The 16,065-nt window shown below is 69.3% G+C and carries 17 protein-coding genes; 9 read left to right on the top strand and 8 right to left on the bottom strand.

Annotated elements, in window-relative coordinates; genetic code table 11:
* Positions 1-8 precede the first annotated feature (8 nt).
* Both A5648_RS09670 and A5648_RS09665 read left to right on the top strand, forming a co-directional pair.
* The gene (locus tag A5648_RS09670) at positions 9-1,250 is read left to right on the top strand and encodes an MFS transporter (RefSeq protein WP_065024334.1); all 1,242 of its coding nucleotides are present in this window, start codon (positions 9-11) and stop codon (positions 1,248-1,250) included.
* Between the two features lie 30 nt (positions 1,251-1,280).
* Positions 1,281-2,414 (top strand): glycoside hydrolase family 76 protein, encoded by a 1,134-nt coding sequence (locus tag A5648_RS09665; protein ID WP_109470742.1) that lies wholly within the window; start codon positions 1,281-1,283, stop codon positions 2,412-2,414.
* Here A5648_RS09665 and A5648_RS09660 read toward each other — a convergent pair.
* The gene (locus A5648_RS09660) at positions 2,392-3,090 is read right to left on the bottom strand and encodes a DedA family protein (RefSeq protein ID WP_065024332.1); all 699 of its coding nucleotides are present in this window, start codon (positions 3,088-3,090) and stop codon (positions 2,392-2,394) included. The genes A5648_RS09665 and A5648_RS09660 overlap by 23 nt on opposite strands.
* 86 nt (positions 3,091-3,176) lie before the next feature.
* Here A5648_RS09660 and fbaA point away from each other — a divergent pair, with 86 nt between their 5' ends.
* A complete protein-coding gene (gene fbaA, locus A5648_RS09655) occupies positions 3,177-4,211 on the top strand; it encodes a class II fructose-bisphosphate aldolase (RefSeq protein WP_065024331.1) in 1,035 nt (344 codons plus the stop codon).
* A gap of 78 nt (positions 4,212-4,289) precedes the next feature.
* Here fbaA and A5648_RS09650 read toward each other — a convergent pair whose 3' ends face one another.
* A complete protein-coding gene (locus A5648_RS09650) occupies positions 4,290-5,171 on the bottom strand; it encodes a hypothetical protein (protein WP_065024330.1) in 882 nt (293 codons plus the stop codon).
* A 108-nt stretch (positions 5,172-5,279) separates the two neighbouring features.
* On the opposite strand from A5648_RS09650, the gene A5648_RS09645 reads away from it, so the two are divergent.
* Positions 5,280-5,696 carry a DUF3151 domain-containing protein gene (locus A5648_RS09645; protein ID WP_207511640.1) on the top strand — a complete coding sequence of 139 codons (417 nt, stop codon included), beginning with the start codon at positions 5,280-5,282 and terminating at the stop codon, positions 5,694-5,696.
* 6 nt (positions 5,697-5,702) lie between these two features.
* Here the strand turns inward: A5648_RS09645 and A5648_RS09640 are convergent, their stop codons facing one another.
* From A5648_RS09640 to A5648_RS09630, 3 genes are read right to left on the bottom strand one after another with little or no spacing between them, the layout of a single operon-like run.
* Positions 5,703-6,590 carry a cation diffusion facilitator family transporter gene (locus A5648_RS09640; RefSeq protein WP_065024328.1) on the bottom strand — a complete coding sequence of 296 codons (888 nt, stop codon included), beginning with the start codon at positions 6,588-6,590 and terminating at the stop codon, positions 5,703-5,705.
* A gap of 45 nt (positions 6,591-6,635) precedes the next feature.
* Complete coding sequence (locus tag A5648_RS09635; RefSeq protein ID WP_065024327.1) at positions 6,636-7,421, bottom strand: site-2 protease family protein; 786 nt, start codon at positions 7,419-7,421, stop codon at positions 6,636-6,638.
* 10 nt (positions 7,422-7,431) lie between these two features.
* Complete coding sequence (locus tag A5648_RS09630) at positions 7,432-8,097, bottom strand: peptidase M50 (protein WP_428844326.1); 666 nt, start codon at positions 8,095-8,097, stop codon at positions 7,432-7,434.
* Between the two features lie 75 nt (positions 8,098-8,172).
* Here A5648_RS09630 and A5648_RS09625 point away from each other — a divergent pair, with 75 nt between their 5' ends.
* On the top strand, positions 8,173-9,471 hold the full coding sequence (locus A5648_RS09625) for an adenylosuccinate synthase (RefSeq protein ID WP_065024326.1): 1,299 nt from the start codon (positions 8,173-8,175) through the stop codon (positions 9,469-9,471).
* On the top strand, positions 9,468-10,106 hold the full coding sequence (locus A5648_RS09620) for a PaaI family thioesterase (protein ID WP_065024325.1): 639 nt from the start codon (positions 9,468-9,470) through the stop codon (positions 10,104-10,106). Before A5648_RS09625 ends, A5648_RS09620 begins: the two co-directional genes overlap by 4 nt.
* Here A5648_RS09620 and A5648_RS09615 read toward each other — a convergent pair.
* Both A5648_RS09615 and A5648_RS09610 read right to left on the bottom strand, forming a co-directional pair.
* Positions 10,103-10,453, bottom strand: a complete 351-nt coding sequence (locus A5648_RS09615) for a DoxX family protein (protein WP_065024324.1) — start codon at positions 10,451-10,453, stop codon at positions 10,103-10,105. The genes A5648_RS09620 and A5648_RS09615 overlap by 4 nt on opposite strands.
* A 109-nt stretch (positions 10,454-10,562) precedes the next feature.
* Positions 10,563-12,161: a Na+/H+ antiporter gene (locus tag A5648_RS09610; protein WP_065024323.1), complete on the bottom strand. Its 1,599-nt coding sequence runs from the start codon at positions 12,159-12,161 to the stop codon at positions 10,563-10,565.
* 80 nt (positions 12,162-12,241) lie between these two features.
* Here A5648_RS09610 and purT point away from each other — a divergent pair, with 80 nt between their 5' ends.
* The 3 genes from purT to A5648_RS09595 are packed head-to-tail and all read left to right on the top strand — an operon-like array spanning position 12,242 to position 15,169.
* Positions 12,242-13,507 (top strand): formate-dependent phosphoribosylglycinamide formyltransferase, encoded by a 1,266-nt coding sequence (gene purT, locus A5648_RS09605; RefSeq protein ID WP_065024322.1) that lies wholly within the window; start codon positions 12,242-12,244, stop codon positions 13,505-13,507.
* A 43-nt stretch (positions 13,508-13,550) separates the two neighbouring features.
* A complete protein-coding gene (locus tag A5648_RS09600) occupies positions 13,551-13,955 on the top strand; it encodes a rhodanese-like domain-containing protein (RefSeq protein WP_065024321.1) in 405 nt (134 codons plus the stop codon).
* Positions 13,940-15,169, top strand: coding sequence for an O-succinylhomoserine sulfhydrylase (locus A5648_RS09595; protein ID WP_109470740.1), 1,230 nt, complete (start codon positions 13,940-13,942; stop codon positions 15,167-15,169). Before A5648_RS09600 ends, A5648_RS09595 begins: the two co-directional genes overlap by 16 nt.
* 19 nt (positions 15,170-15,188) lie before the next feature.
* Here A5648_RS09595 and A5648_RS09590 read toward each other — a convergent pair whose 3' ends face one another.
* Positions 15,189-16,043 (bottom strand): SDR family oxidoreductase, encoded by an 855-nt coding sequence (locus A5648_RS09590; protein WP_065024319.1) that lies wholly within the window; start codon positions 16,041-16,043, stop codon positions 15,189-15,191.
* Positions 16,044-16,065: the final 22 nt, after the last annotated feature.

Here is a 16,065-nt window from a genome sequence, read left to right as displayed (position 1 = left end):
AGCCGGGCATGGCCAGAAGCACATTCAGGTCACTGAAGGTCTTCAACTATCGGCTCTGGGCGGGCGGGGCGCTGGTCTCCAATATCGGAATCTGGATGCAGCGCACCGCCCAGGACTGGCTGGTGCTGACCGAGCTCACCGCCCGCAGCGGAACCGCGGTCGGGGTCGTCATGGGCCTGCAATTCGGGCCGCAGCTGCTCTTGCTGCCCTGGACCGGCTACGCGGCCGACCGTTTCGACCGGCGCAGACTCCTGATCGCCACCCAGGCGGCGTTGGGAATCCTGGCGCTCGTCCTCGGCATCCTGACCGTCACCGGCCTGGTCGAGCTGTGGCACGTCTACGTCCTGGCGTTGCTGTCCGGCTGCGTCAGCGCGGTCGACATGCCGGCGCGCCAAACGTTCGTCTCGGATCTGGTGGAAGACGACGATCTCTCCAATGCGGTGGCGCTGAATTCGGCGTCCATCAATGCCGCCCGGATGATCGGTCCCGCCGTCGCCGGCGTGCTGATCGCCGCTGTCGGCACCGGATGGGCGTTTCTGATCAATGCGGCGTCCTTCGGTGCCGTGCTCGCCTCGCTGGGGCTACTACGGGTGCGCGAGCTCCATCCCAACCCTCGTGCGGTCGGGCCGGCCCGGGGCAACCTCATGGAGGGTTTGCGTTACGTCTGGGCGCGTCCGGATCTCAAGGCGATCCTGTGGATGCTGTTTCTGATTGGTACCTTCGGACTCAATTTTCCGATCTTCATCTCGACCATGTCGGTCACGGTCTTCCACGGCGGCGCAAACCAATACGGGCTGCTGTCCTCGGTAATGGCGGTCGGCACGCTCGCCGGGGCACTGCTCGCCGCGGGCTGGGAACGGCCCCGCTTCCAGTCACTGCTCATCAGCGCGGCGGTCTTGGGCGTCGGTTTCGCCTTCGCCGCCGTCGCGCCCGGCGTCTGGCTGTTCGGCGTCGCGCTCGCGGTGATCGGGGTCTGCACGCTGACGTTCACCAATGCCACGAACAGTCTGATGCAACTGACCACCGACCCGGTGATGCGCGGGCGGGTGATGGCGCTGCGGTTGGCCATCGCGGTGGGCACCACACCGATCGGTGCGCCCCTGATCGGTTGGATCGCCGACGCTTTCAGCCCGCGCTGGGCGCTGGGTGTCGCCGCGCTGTCCGGGCTCGCCGCGACGGTCGTCGCGCTGGCCTACCTGTTGAGGCGTCCGGGGCGGGCAGCCCGGGGCGGTTGTGACGGTGCGACGTGAGCTGGTAGGGCAGGATCTGGGGCTATGGATCTGCGATGGGCGAATCGGGCCGAGAGTGCCGAGGCCGCTGTCACCGCGAGGCACCTCAAACCGCTCTGGCATCTGCCGGGCACCCAGCTGGGCGTGGTGGCCTGGCCGCCGATCCGGCGTGCCCCGCATTGGCACTACTGGTGGCAGGCGCACCTGCTGGACTGCCTCGTCGACGCCCAACTGCGGGACCCGCAGGCCGAACGGGCGACCCGGATCAAACGGCAGATCCGCAGCCACCGGCTGCGCAACGTGTTCCGCTGGACCAACGCCTACTACGACGACATGGCGTGGCTGGCGCTGGCGATCCAGCGGGCCTGCGCCGTCACCGGCATCGACCGGCACCGTGCGCTGGGCACCCTGACCCGCCAGCTGACCGACTCCTGGATGCCCGAGGCCGGCGGCGGCATCCCCTGGCGCAAAGACGAACAGTTCACCGAGCCGTTCTTTAACGCCCCCGCCAACGGGCCGGCCGGGATCTTCCTGGCCCGCGAACCCGAGTGGCTTCAGCGTGCCCAGCAAATGGGCGACTGGATCGACGACACCCTGATCGACCCCGAGACTCACCTGGTGTTCGACGGCATCAGGGGCGGGTCGCTGGTGCGGGCCCAGTACACCTACTGCCAGGGCGTGGTGCTGGGGCTCGAGACCGAGCTGGCGGTGCGCACCGGAGCTGAGCGGCACGCCGCCCGAGTGCACCGGCTGGTGGCCGCGGTGCACAAGCAGATGGCCCCCGGCGGGGTGCTCAAAGGCGCCGGCGGGGGCGACGGCGGGCTATTCGCCGGGATCACCGCCCGGTACCTGGCATTGGTGGCCACCGACCTTCCGGGTGATTCCGCCGCCGACACCGAGGCCCGCGACACCGCCGCCGAGCTGGTGCTGACGTCGGCGAAATCGGCGTGGGACTACCGGCAGTCGGTGGACGGGCTGCCGTTGTTCGGGGCGTTCTGGGACCGCACCGCCGACCTGCCGCGGGCCGAGGGCGCGGTGGCCACCTCCGTCGGCGGTGCCGTCAACGAGTCCGAGGTGCCCGAACGCGACCTGTCGGTACAGCTGTCAGGCTGGATGCTGATGGAGGCCGCCCACACCGTGGCAGCGGCCCGCCCGAGCGGGCTTAGTCGGGATTCCGCAGGCTGAGCGCGGACTCGTCGTCCGGCGCCTCGGCGGCGCGATTGCGCCGGCGCGACAGGTAGGCCTTGGCCGCCGAGAAGATCGCCGGCAGCAGCGAGACGAACAGGATCCCGATGATGATCAATTCCAGGTGGTCGGTGATGCCCGGCACCTTGGTCCCCAGCAGATAGCCCGTCAGCGTCATCCCGGCTCCCCACAGGATTCCGCCGACGATGTCGAAGGCCAAGTAGACCGGGTACCGCATGTAGGACACGCCCGCGATTGCCGGGACGAAGGTTCGTGCGAACGGCACGAAGCGCGCCAGGATGATCGCCACCGGGCCGTATTTCTCGAAGAAGGCATGCGAGTCGGTCACATAGTGCTTCTTGAAGAAACGGGAATCCTCTTTCTTGAACAGCGCCGGCCCGAGCCGCCGGCCGATGAAGTAGCCGGTCTGGTCGCCGAGGATCGCCACGACCGTCACCGCCGGCGCCAGCACCCAGATGTCGGGGTTGCCGGCCGCGGCCAGCAGGCCGCCGGTGACCAACAGCGATTCGCCCGGCAACAGCGGAAACAGCAGACCCGTTTCGATGAAGACGATCACCAGGATCGCCGGCAATACGGCGTGCTCGAAGACCCCGCCCTGCCCGATCCAGTACATCGGGTCCAAGATGTGGGGCATCGCCGCCACCGTCGTGCTCATGACGCACCAACATACCCGGGGCTCCGTGGGAAACCGTTGCTGAGATACTCGAGGGCAGGTTCGGTCAGCCAAGAGGAGAGTGTTCCATGCCCATCGCCACCCCCGAGGTCTACGCCGAGATGCTGGGCCGCGCCAAGGAGAATGCGTACGCATTCCCGGCGATCAACTGCACGTCATCGGAGACCATCAACGCCGCAATCAAGGGCTTCGCCGACGCCGGCAGTGACGGCATCATCCAGTTCTCCACCGGCGGCGCCGAGTTCGGCTCCGGTCTGGGCGTCAAGGACATGGTGACCGGCGCGGTGGCGTTGGCCGAGTTCACCCATGTGATCGCCGCCAAGTACCCGATCAACGTGGCCCTGCACACCGACCACTGTCCGAAGGACAAGCTGGACGGTTTCGTGCGTCCCCTGCTGGCGATCTCTGATGAAAGGGTCAAGGCCGGCCAGAACCCGCTGTTCCAGTCGCACATGTGGGACGGCTCGGCGGTGCCGATCGACGAGAACCTGGAAATCGCCAAGGAGCTGCTGGCCAAGGCGGCGGCCGCCAACATCATCCTGGAGATCGAGATCGGCGTCGTCGGCGGCGAAGAGGACGGTGTGGAAGCCGAGATCAACGAGAAGCTCTACACCACCCCGGACGATTTCGAGAAGACCATCGAAGCCCTCGGTGTCGGTGACCACGGCGAGTACCTGCTGGCCGCCACCTTCGGCAACGTGCACGGCGTCTACAAGCCCGGCAACGTCAAGCTGCGCCCCGACATCCTCGGCGAGGGCCAGAAGGTGGCGGCGGCCAAGCTGGGTCTGGCGGCCGGCTCCAAGCCGTTCAACTTCGTCTTCCACGGTGGCTCCGGATCGCTGAAGTCCGAGATCGAGGAGGCGTTGCAGCACGGGGTGGTGAAGATGAACGTCGACACCGACACCCAGTACGCCTTCACCCGCCCGGTCGCCGGGCACATGTTCACCAACTACGACGGGGTGTTCAAGATCGACGGCGAGGTCGGCAACAAGAAGGTCTACGACCCGCGCAGCTACCTCAAGAAGGCCGAGGCCGCCATGACCGAGCGGGTCATCGAGGCGTGCAACGACCTGCACAGCGCCGGCAAGACCCTCAGCAGCTGACCGGCCTTACGCCGAGCAGTCGCGAAAGCCCCCAAATCCACCGCGATTTGGGGGCTTTGGCGACTGTTCGCGGGGTTGCTACCCGCCGTGGGACTGGCAGATCTTCCACTGGTCGTCGCGGAACTGCAGGTCGAAGCTGCGGGTGGAGCGGACCCGCGGCTCATAGGCCATGAACGCGGTGACGTTGGCTTCGGCGTGCCCCTCGTTGACCACGACCTCGTCGATGCTGGCGACCACCGGATACTGCTTGGCCGCCGCGATCCGGCGGTAGGTGTCGTCCCAGGCCTTCTGGTCGTAGTTGACGTAGCGGTCGCGGATGTCGCCACAGGTCAGGCTGCGCAGCGCAGCCAGGTCGCCGTTCTGCATGGCGACGTCGAAGTTCGAGATCGTGCCGCGCACCTTCTCCTCCTGCGAGGCGGCTTGCCGCTCGTCGCGGGTCAGCCATAACGTGCCGAGCACCGCGACGACGGCCAGCGCCAGGATGATCAGGATCAGCGCCATCACCCAGCCCCAGCTGCGGGAGACGGTGACGGGCAGTTTGCCGCCCAGCCGCGGCGGAATCTGTTGCGGGGTGGCCTTTCCGGCCTTCCCGCCGCGCCGGGCGAACAATTCCGTGTCGGCGTCGCCCACCGACGGAATGACCTCGGTCTGTCCGGCGTCGAACCCCGGCGCGGTGAATCGGCGCTCCGGCGGCCCGGTGGGGCCGGCGGCCGAAGGGCCGGAGGGGGCTTCGGTGGTGATCACCTCGGTGACGGCCTCGGCGTCGTCGTCGGATTGCGGGCCGGTTTCGGTAATCACCGTGGTGGAGGTGTCGTCGTCGGCCGAGACGACGGGGTGGACTTCGGTGGCTTGGTCGTCGCCGTCGGGCTGCTCGATGGCGGCTTCGCCGGTCTGGGGACCGTGACCGGATGCTGGTGAGGCAGGAACGTCGTCGCGGTCGGGGCCGGATGGGTTCGGCATGGGCTAGTGCTGTCCTCCCGCTAGCGAATCTGCTGGGCGCCAGCTTACTGAGCGAGCAGGCGGGTTGCCGGAGTGGCTGGCCGTGGATGGCGCGGCAGAATGAACGATGTGACTCACACCGGTAATCTCCTCGGCCCCGATCCGGTCTTGCTGCCCGGCGACCCCGACGCCGAGGCCGGCCTGCGGGCCAACCAGAACCCCGAGATTATCGCGGCCGCGCATCCGGCAGCCTCGGTGGCGTGGGCGGCGCTGGCCGAAGCGGCATTGACCGAGGACAAGGCGGTCACCGCCTACGCCTACGCGCGCACCGGTTACCACCGGGGCCTGGACCAGCTGCGCCGCAACGGGTGGAAGGGCCACGGCCCGGTGCCGTACGCGCATGAACCCAACCGGGGCTTCTTGCGGTGTGTGGCCGCGCTGGCGCGTGCCGCCGCCACCATTGGGGAGACCGAGGAGCAGGCGCGCTGCCTGGCTCTGCTCGACGACTGCGACCCCGACGCCCGCTCGGCGCTGGGGCTGAGCTGACCCTCGTCAGCATCCGATGGGGCAGTCGCCGCCCTGCCCGGGCGGCTCCACCTGCACGGTGGCATGGGTCAGGCCGCGGGCGGCCAGCACCGCGCGCGCCTGGCCGAGCACCCGGCCGGGGTCGGTATCGGCGCACAGGTGGGCGGTGGCCATGTCCTGGCCCGGCACCAGCGTCCAGACGTGCAGGTCGTGGACGTCGGTGACGCCGTCGACGCCGGCCAGCGCCGCGCGCAGTTCGTTGACGTCGATGTGGCTCGGCGAGGCCTCCGACAGGATTCGCAGCGCGGCCCCGGCCAGCGCGAACGCCCGCGGCAGCACCCACAGCGCGACGAAGACGGCGACCACCACGTCGGCGTAGGGCCAGCTGGTGGTCAGCGTGACGACACCGGCGATCAGCACGCCCACGCTGCCGACGGTGTCGGCGACCACCTCCATGTAGGCGCCGCGCACCGCGAGGCTGTGCGCCGAATGCGAGCGCAACAGCAGGGCCACCCCGACGTTGACGGCCAGTCCGGCGATCGCGACGACGATCATCGGCCCGCCGGGCACATCCGGTGCGGTGCCGATGCGGCGGATCGCCTCGGTGAGGATGAACGTCGCCATTCCGATCAGCAGCACCGCGTTGGCGACCGCGGTGAACACCTCGGCGCGGTGCCAGCCGTAGGTGCGCGACGGCGAGGTGCTGCCGCGCCGGGCCAGCATCACCGCCGCCACGCCCATGAACAGGGCGGCCAGATCGGTGAGCAGGTGCCCGGCGTCGGCGAGCAGGGCGATCGAGTTGATCACCACCGCCGTGGTCAGCTCGATGGCGAAGAACGCGGTCAGGATCACCGCCCCGATGACCATCCGCGACAACCGGGAGTCGGAGTGGCTGTGATCGTGACCGGTGGCCATGGCTAGCCAATATATGTCGCGCGTCCCACGTGGGCGCTGCGCTCGTCAGAACCAGCCGTTCCAAAACTGGGTCAGCGACAACCCCCACGACACCAGCAGGCGCGGCACCCCGAACAGGTCGAAGAACCACAGCACCATCCCGAAGAACTTTGCGTTCAAGGCGGGCGACGAGATCAGCAGGACCAGCAGCACCAGCAGGCCCCACTGCTGGAACGGCGCCAGGGCGCGGCGGGTCTGGGGGCTCAGGTGCGGCTCCAGCGCGCCGTAGCCGTCCAGTCCGGGTACCGGCAGCAGGTTCAGCACCACCGCGGTGACCTGCAGGAAACCCAGGAACGCCACCCCGGAGAAGAACACCGGATGCGCGGGGTCGTAGAACGCCCGGGTGGCGCCCAGCAGCAGCACCGCCAGCACCAGGTTGGCCATCGGCCCGGCGAGGCTGACCAGGGTGCGCCGCAGCGGGGTCATGAACGACGTCTGCAGGTACACCGCTCCTCCCGGCAGGCCGATGCCGCCCAGCGCGATGAACAGCATCGGCAGCACCAGCGACAGCCCCGGGTGGGTGTAGCGCAGCGGGTTGAGGGTCAGATAGCCGCGCATCGCCACGTCGCGGTCGCCGAACCGCCAGGCGGTGACGGCGTGGCCGAACTCGTGCAGGCACAGCGAGACCAGCCAGCCGGCGATCACCATCACGAACACCCCGGCGTAGGCCAGCGGCCGGATGTCGGCGGCCGCCCGCCAGGCCAGCACGCCGCCGAGGCCGGTCACGGCCAGCAGCGCCAGGAAGACCGGGCTGGGCCGTATCGCCTGGCCGCGCAGCGGGCTGACATTCACGCCCGTGAACCTATCGGACCAACAACCAGTCCTCGATGTGCCGATAAAAGGTGGACCGCTTCACCGTCCGGGTGCCGTACACCCCGTCGCGCACCACCAGCGCCCCGGTGGTGCCCAGCTGTGCCGCCCGGCCCGTGGCCCAGCGGCGCACCCGGCCGCGCCGCGACGGGATCCCGGCCCGCAGCCCCGGTGCGGTGCCGATCGGTTCGATCAGCACCCCGGCCACCTCGCCGTCGAAGAGCGCGGTGTCGTCGACGATGCCCTCACCGCGCAGCACGGCCGCGCCGTCCACCGGCGCCCACCGGCCGGCCCCGGCCAGCGCGGTGCCGGCGTCGTCGCGGATCAGCGGAACCGGGCCGGCAGCACCGCGCCGCGCAGCCCGCGCCGCCCGCCAACCGGCCGGCAGCCGGTAGGCCCGGGTGGCGGCGGTACGCCGTGGCGGTGCATACCCGACCTCGACATCCAGGCGGCCAGCGCGGAGCAGCCGGGTCAGCACCCGCGCCAGCTCAGCGTCGCCGCCGACCACCACCACCCGGCGGAATCGCTCGATCGCGGAGTCCACCGCGGCCGCATCGTCGGCGACCGGCAGCGCCGCAAGCCCCCGCAACGGGCGGGGCAGCGGCCGCCCGGCAAACAGCAGGACGACGGTTTCCGGGGCGGTAATGGCGTTCAACACGCTCCTTGGGAATCGCTTCAGATAAGCTCAGTCACCGGCTGGACCACAGTAAGCCAAGACAGTTAGCGAGGATCCATGCCGGCAATCGTCGTCATCGGCGCCCAGTGGGGTGACGAGGGCAAAGGGAAAGCCACCGACCTACTCGGCGAACGAGTGCAGTGGGTGGTGCGCTACCAGGGCGGCAACAACGCCGGCCACACCGTGGTGTTGCCCACCGGGGAGAACTTCGCGTTGCACCTGATCCCCTCGGGGGTGCTGACGCCGCACGTCACCAACATCATCGGCAACGGTGTGGTGGTCGACCCCGGGGTGCTGCTCGACGAGCTGGCCGGCCTGGAGAACCGCGGCGTGGACACCTCGCGACTGCTGATCTCCGCCGACGCACACCTGCTGATGCCCTACCACGTCGCCATCGACAAGGTGACCGAGCGCTACATGGGCAGCAAGAAGATCGGCACCACTGGCCGCGGCATCGGGCCCTGCTACCAGGACAAGATCGCCCGGATCGGGATCCGGGTCGCTGACGTGCTCGACGAGGCGTCGCTCGCGCAGAAGATCGAGGCGGCCCTGGAATTCAAGAACCAGGTGCTGGTCAAGATCTACAACCGCAAGGCGCTGGAACCGCAGCAGGTGCTCGAGGACCTGCTGACCCAGGCCGAGGGCTTCAAGCACCGCATCGCCGACACCGCGCTGGTACTCGGTGCTGCGCTGGACCGCGGCGAGAACGTCCTGCTGGAAGGTTCGCAGGGCACCCTGCTCGACGTCGACCACGGCACCTACCCGTACGTGACGTCGTCCAACCCGACCGCGGGTGGTGCGTCCGTCGGCTCCGGTGTCGGACCGACCCGCATCACCACGGTGCTGGGCATCCTGAAGGCCTACACCACCCGGGTGGGCTCGGGACCGTTCCCCACCGAATTGTTCGACGCCCACGGCGAATACCTGTCCAAGACCGGCGGTGAGGTCGGGGTGACCACCGGCCGCCAGCGGCGCTGCGGCTGGTTCGACGCGGTGATCGCGCGCTACGCCACCCGGGTCAACGGGATCACCGACTACTTCCTGACCAAGCTCGACGTGCTCTCCAGCCTGCAGACCGTGCCGGTCTGCGTCGGCTACACCGTCGACGGCAAACGCACCGACGAGCTGCCGATGACCCAGGAGGAATTCGCCCGCGCCGTACCGGTTTACGAAGAACTGCCGGGCTGGTGGGAGGACATCTCCGGCGCCCGCACCTTCGAGGAGCTGCCCGCCAACGCGCGCGACTACGTGTCGCGGCTGGAAGAGATTGCCGGAGCGCAGGTTTCGTGCATCGGGGTCGGGCCCGGCCGGGAACAGACCATCGTGCGCCGCGACGTTGTGCGGAACCACACGTGAGCGACGGTGGGCCCGAGCAGCTCGATCCCGACTACGCCAGCCACGGCGGGTTCCCCGACTTCGCGGTCGTCGAGCCGAGCCCGGGGTTTGCCCGGTTCGTCACCACGATGCGGCGCCTGCAGGACCTGTCGGTGTCCACCGCCCCCGACGACGCCACCTGGGACGATGCCGCCGACCGCGTCGAGGAGCTGGTCGGGCTGCTGGAGAAGTTCCCGGCGTCGCAGGCGGTCGCCCCGGCCGGGCGGGCGCCGTCGCTGCCGGGCATGGGCAGCCTGATGCTGCCGCCGTGGCGCATCACCCGCTTCGAGCCCGACGGTGTCTCGATGAAGGGGTGGTTCAGCCGGTTTCACGTGGGCGGCAACTCCGCGGTGCACGGCGGGGTGTTGCCGCTGCTGTTCGACTGGATGTTCGGAATGGTGGTGCACGCCGCGAACCGCCCGATCAGCCGGACGGCGTTCCTGCACGTCGACTACCGCAAGGTCACCCCGATCGACACCAAGCTGCTGGTGCACGGCCGGATCGAGAAGGCCGAGGGGCGTAAGGCGTTCATCGGCGCCGAGCTCACCGACACCGACGGGACCGTGCTGGCCGAAGCGCAGGGTCTGATGGTGCGGCTACTGCCGGGGCAGCCCTAACTGGGGCCCTTAACGGTCATCGCCGCGAACAGGGCCAGAAACGTCGCGGCGGGGATGGTGTTGGTGACCGCGTCGCGGACCCGGATGTGGGCGCCCACCGCCAGGACGAAGTACAGCGTCAACGCCGCGGTGGTGACGCGGGCCAGCACCGGGAAGCGGTGCACCGACAGCAGACCGACCGCCGAGGCCACCTTGACGATCGGCAGCACCTTGCGGACCTCGGGTGAACAGCCCAGCTGGTCAAGCGCCGTGGCGATGTAGGGCACCGGGATGGCGCAGGCCACCGCGTCGGCGACTTGGAAGGCCGCCAGCCCCGTGTAGGTCTTCGGCGATGTCAGCGCGCTCATGGATCCGACTGTAGCCGCGGGCGCCGTAGACCGCGAGCAGACGTGAAAGCCCCCTCTGGAACCCGGTTTTGGGGGCTTTCATGTCTGCTCGCGGAAGGAGAAGGGGGAACTAGTCCAGATTCAGTGTCGCCTCTTCGAGATCCAGCCCGTGCAGGAGACTGCGCAGCACTTGGTCGTCGATGCGGCCGAGGTCGCGTTCGGCGACCAGCGCCGCACGCTCGGCGCCCAGCATCTCCAGCCGCAGCCGGCGAAAGGCCGCGGCGGCGGTCTCGTCGCTGTCGTCGTTATCCGGGTCCAAGCGGCGCAGCCGTTCCCGGGCTGCGTTACGCCGCCGCGTGTTCCAGGTACGCAGGGCGTCGGCGGCGCGCTCGCTGGCCGGCGACGGCTCGCTGGAGGCGAGCACCTCGTCGAGCCGGTTGGCGGCAGAGAGGGCCGCCTTGTCCTGTGCGGCCGCCGCGGCGATCGCATCGTTGCGGTCCTGATCGGTGCGAACATCCAGCCGCCGGATCAGCCACGGCAGCGTCATCCCGTGCAGCAGCAGCGTGCCGACGACCACCACGAAAGTCAGAAACACCAGCTGCGGGCGGCCCGGGAACGGTTCCCCGGCCAGCGTCGTCATCGGAACACCGAAGGCAGCCGCCAGCGACACCACGCCGCGCATCCCGGCCCAGGCGAGGATGAACACCTGCCCGGGCGTGGGGGCGGCCTCGCGTTGCCGGATCCCGGCCGAGAGCCTCCGCGGCAGGTAGGAGAACGTCAGCACCCACACCCCGCGCACCGCCAGCACCGTCGCGAACACCAGCAGCGACGCGACGGTCAGAGTGGAAAAGCGTACGCCCTGCATGTTCTTCACCACGGTCGGCAGTTGCAGGCCGATCAGCAGAAACGCCAACGACTCCAACACCAGCTGCACCGCGCGCCAGACCGCCTGGTCCTGCAGCCGGGTGGCGTAGTGGGCCCGGGTGAAGCGCTGTCCGAGGATCAAGGCGGCGACCACCACCGCGAGCACCCCCGAGCCGTGCACCTCCTCGGCGACCAGGTAGATGACGAACGGGGCAACCAGCCCGACAGCGCTCTCCACCAGGGGGTCGGTCAATTTGGACCGGATGACCACGATGAGTGCCCCGAAGGCCATCCCGACCGCCACGCCGCCGACGGCGGACAGCACGAATGTCGCCAGACCGGTGCCCCAGCCGGTCGCGGCGCCGATCGCCGCGGCCAGCGCCATCTTGTAGACGGTCAGCGCGGTGGCGTCGTTGAGCAGGCTTTCCCCGCCGAGCAGCGTCATGATCCGGCGTGGCAGCCCGACCCGGCGGCCGACCGCGGTCGCCGACACCGCATCCGGCGGCGCCACGATCGCGCCCAAGGTCAGCGCGGCCGCCACGGTGAACTCCGGCACGGTGTAGTAGGCGACCACGCCGACGGCGACGGTGGTGGCCAGCGGCAGGCCGACCGCCAGCAGCATGATCGAGCGCCGGTTGCGGCGCATGTTGATGTAGGAGCTCTCCAGCCCCGCCGACCACAGCAGCGGCGGCAGGATCACGAACAGCACCAGGTCGGGCCGCAGCGCGATGTCGGGCACCGCCGGGATCAGTCCGACCAGCAGGCCGGCGATCACCAAGACCAGCGGCGCGGACAACTTGTGGTGCCGGGCGATGGCCGCCACCAGCACTGCGGCCACCAGCGAGCCCAACAGTGCGGGGTTCACCGTCGTTCGCACCTCCGTCCGCGTTCACCTTTATCCTTGAGCACCATGCAACATTGCCTTGGCGCGGGAGGGTAGGGCGGTTGAACGGGGAGTCCGAGGAAGGGCGGGAGGTCGCGACCGAGCGGTTGTCCGCCGACGGTCCCAGTCGGACCAGGGTGGCACTGCTCGGCTCCGGGGAGCTCAGCCGGGAGCTCGTGACGGCGCTGCAGCGCCTGGGCGCCGAGGTGATCGCTATCGACCGCTACGCCGACGCCGCGTTGCACGGGATCGCCGACCGCTCGGTGGTGGTGGATCTGAGCGACAACGACGAGCTGGCCGCGGCGATCCGGTGGTTGCAGCCGAAAGTCGTGGTGGTCGCCTCCGACGTGGTGGCTACAGAGGCGCTGACCGCCGTCGTCGACACCGGTTTCACCGAACTGGTGCCCGGCCTGCGCGGTGCCCGGCTGGCCGGCGACCCGGAGGGTTTGCGGCGGCTGGCCGCCGACGAGCTCGGATTGCCGACCGCGCCGTTCTGGTTCGCCGGTTCGGTCGAGGAACTGCAGGCGGTGGCCAAGCACGCCGGATTCCCGATGGTGGTCAAACCGGTGGCAGGGGCGCTGGGCGAGGGCCGCTCGGTAATGGTGCGCGAGAGCGACATCGAACCGGCCTGGCAACGCGCGATTTCAGCCGCCGGTCCGGGCGCACCGGCCCGGGTGCTGGCCGAGACCGTGGTCGAGTTCGACAGCGAGGTCACCTTGCTGGCCGTGCATCGCGACGGCGCGGACGGTCCGGCGTTGGATTTCTGCGCGCCGATCGGGCACCGCACCGAAGAGAACCCGAACGGGCAACTGACAGTGGAGCTGTGGCAGCCCTACCCGATGAGCAAGGTGGCGCTGGATGCGGCCAAATCGGTTGCTGCGCGCATCGCGCGGGCACTCGGCGGTCGCGGCCTGTTCGAGGTGCAGTTGCTGGTGCACGGCGACGAGGTGTACTTCACCGGCGTCAACGTGCGGCCCTACGATGCCGCGCTGTTGACGTTGCGCACCCAGCGGCTCTCCGGTTTCGAATTGCAGGCACGCGCGATCCTCGGGCTGGCGATCGACGCCATCATGGTCTCGCCCGGCGCCGCCCGGTTGATCTACTCGCGGCGGGTGCCGGGCGGGGCGGCCACCGAGGCCACCGCCGACAGCGTGGCCGTGGTCGCCGATGCGCTCAGTGTGACCGAAAGTGATGTGGTGGTGTTCGGACACCACGAGGGTCACCCGCGCCGGCGGCTGGGATTGGCGCTGGCGACCGGTCCGGACGTGGCAGTCGCCCGCGACCGGGCCGAGCAGGTCGCGGCCGTTCTCGGCAAGCTGTGGCCGTGACCCGCCGTGGCGTGAACCCGCCGCGGGTGCGAGACTTCCGCAGGTGAGCTACGCAGGAGACATCACCCCCGAGCAGGCCTGGGCGATACTGCGCGACGACCCGACGGCGACGCTCATCGACGTGCGCACCGACGCCGAATGGCGCTTCGTGGGACTGCCGGACCTGTCCGGTCTAGACCGCGCGGTGGTCTGCATCGAGTGGGTCCACTCCGACGGCAGCCCCAATGTGAATTTCGCGGATGAACTGGCCGCCCGGGTGCCGGCCGGGCCGGCGGTGTTCCTGTGCCGCTCGGGAAACCGCTCCATTCCGGCCGCCGCGACCGCCACCGCAGCCGGCATCACGCCGTCCTACAACGTGCTGGACGGGTTCGAAGGCCAACTCGACGAGCACGGGCACCGCGGCGCCGGCGGTTGGCGTGCAGTCGGATTGCCCTGGCAGCAGTCGTGAGCGAGCGCTCGGTCCGCGTTCCCAAACCGCTGCCCGACGGGGTCAGTCAGGCCACTTTGGGGGTGCGCGGCGGTCTGCTGCGCTCGCAGTTCGACGAGACCGCCGAGGCGCTGTTCCTCAGTTCGGGTTATGTCTATGAGTCCGCGGCCGCCGCGGAGCAGGCGTTCACCGGGGAGGTCGACCGGTTCGTCTACTCGCGCTACGGCAATCCGACCGTGTCGATGTTCGAGGAGCGGCTGCGACTGATCGAGGGCGCCCCGGCGGCGTTCGCCACCGCCAGCGGCATGGCGGCGGTGTTCGTCTCGCTCGGTGCATTGCTGGGTGCCGGTGACCGGTTGGTGGCCGCGCGCAGTCTGTTCGGGTCGTGCTTCGTGGTCTGCAACGAGATCCTGCCCCGCTGGGGGGTCGAGACGGTGTTCGTCGACGGCGACGACCTGCAGCAGTGGGAGCAGGCGCTGTCGGTACCCACTCAAGCGGTGTTCTTCGAGACGCCGTCGAACCCGATGCAGTCACTAGTCGACATCGCCGCGGTCACCGAGCTGGCCCATGCCGCCGGCGCGAAAGTGGTGCTGGACAACGTATTCGCCACTCCGCTGCTGCAGCAAGGCTTCCCGCTCGGGGTGGACGTCGTGGTGTACTCGGGCACCAAGCACCTCGACGGCCAGGGCCGGGTACTCGGTGGAGCGATCCTGGGCGACCAGGACTACATCGACGGCCCGGTCCAGACGCTGATGCGGCACACCGGCCCGGCACTCAGCGCCTTCAACGCCTGGCTGCTGCTGAAAGGCCTTGAAACACTGGCTGTTCGGGTCGACTACGCCAACGCCGCGGCGCTGCGGATCGCGGAGTTCCTCGAACAGCATCCCGCGGTGCGCCGGGTGCGCTATCCGTTTCTGGCGTCGCATCCGCAGCACGACCTGGCGCGCAAGCAGATGTCCGGTGGCGGAACCGTCATCACCTTCGAGCTCGACGCCCCGGCGAGCACCGCCAAGCAGCGGGCGTTCGAGTTGCTGGACAAGCTGAGCTTGATCGACATCTCCAACAACCTCGGCGACGCCAAGTCGCTGATCACCCACCCGGCGACCACCACCCACCGGGCGATGGGGCCCGACGGGCGCGCCGCGATCGGTCTGGGCGACGGGGTGGTGCGGATCTCGGTCGGGCTGGAAGGCACCGACGACCTGATCGCCGACCTGGCTCAGGCGCTGGGTTAGCCCACCGAGCGGCCCCGGATCAGTCGTTCTCGATGACCCCGGTGGCGTGCTGGGCGCGGTCTTCGTAGGCCTTGCGGGCCGCGGTGTCCAATTGCAGGAACACCGTGTCGTTGTGCGTCTTCTTGTTGAGCCAACGGCGCGCCCGATCGGGCAGCAGGGTCGCCAGGATCGCGGTGCGACGCCCGAAACTCGGCACCGACACCAGCGTCTTCGGCTTGTCGAGCACCTTGACCACCGCGGCAGCGATGTCCTCGGGCTGCACCGGCTTCTGTGCCGCCGACGGCGTCGTGCCCGAGATCAGTTCGGTGTTGGTGAAGGTCGGCAGCACCGCGCTGATCGCCACACCCTGCGGCGCGAACTCGTCGGCCATCGCGGTGCTCAGACCGACGACCGCGAATTTGGTTCCGGCGTAGAGCACTTGGCCTGGAACGGCGACGATCCCGGCCATCGAGGCGATGTTGATGATGTGGCCGGCGCGGCGTCTCACCATCTCGGGCAGCACCAGCTGGCAGCCGTTGAGCACGCCGTAGAAGTTGACCTCGGTCGCCGACCGGATGGTTTCCTGGCTCTGGCCGAGGAACGGCCCGACCGGCATCACCCCGGCATTGTTGATCAGCACATCGATGTGGCCGTCACCGTCGGTGCGGGCCTTGTCCAGGAACGTCGAGAAGGACTCACGGTCGGTGACGTCGAGAGGGTAGCCGCTGACCGGGTTTCCGGGGCCGAGCTGCTGTACCGCCTTGTCGAGCACACTCACGTCGCGGTCGCCGATGACGACCCGGGCGCCGCGAGCGAGCAGGGCGGCGGCCGTCGCGAGCCCGATCCCGCGGGCGGCACCTGTGATGGCAATGGTCTTGCCACGAATGTTGTCCACGCGACGAACTTAACAGGTGTCA

Source organism: Mycolicibacter sinensis, assembly GCF_001673565.1.
Classification (GTDB): domain Bacteria; phylum Actinomycetota; class Actinomycetes; order Mycobacteriales; family Mycobacteriaceae; genus Mycobacterium; species Mycobacterium sinense_C.
Note: the sequence above shows the minus strand (reverse complement) of the source record. Positions and strands in the feature narration are given on the sequence as shown.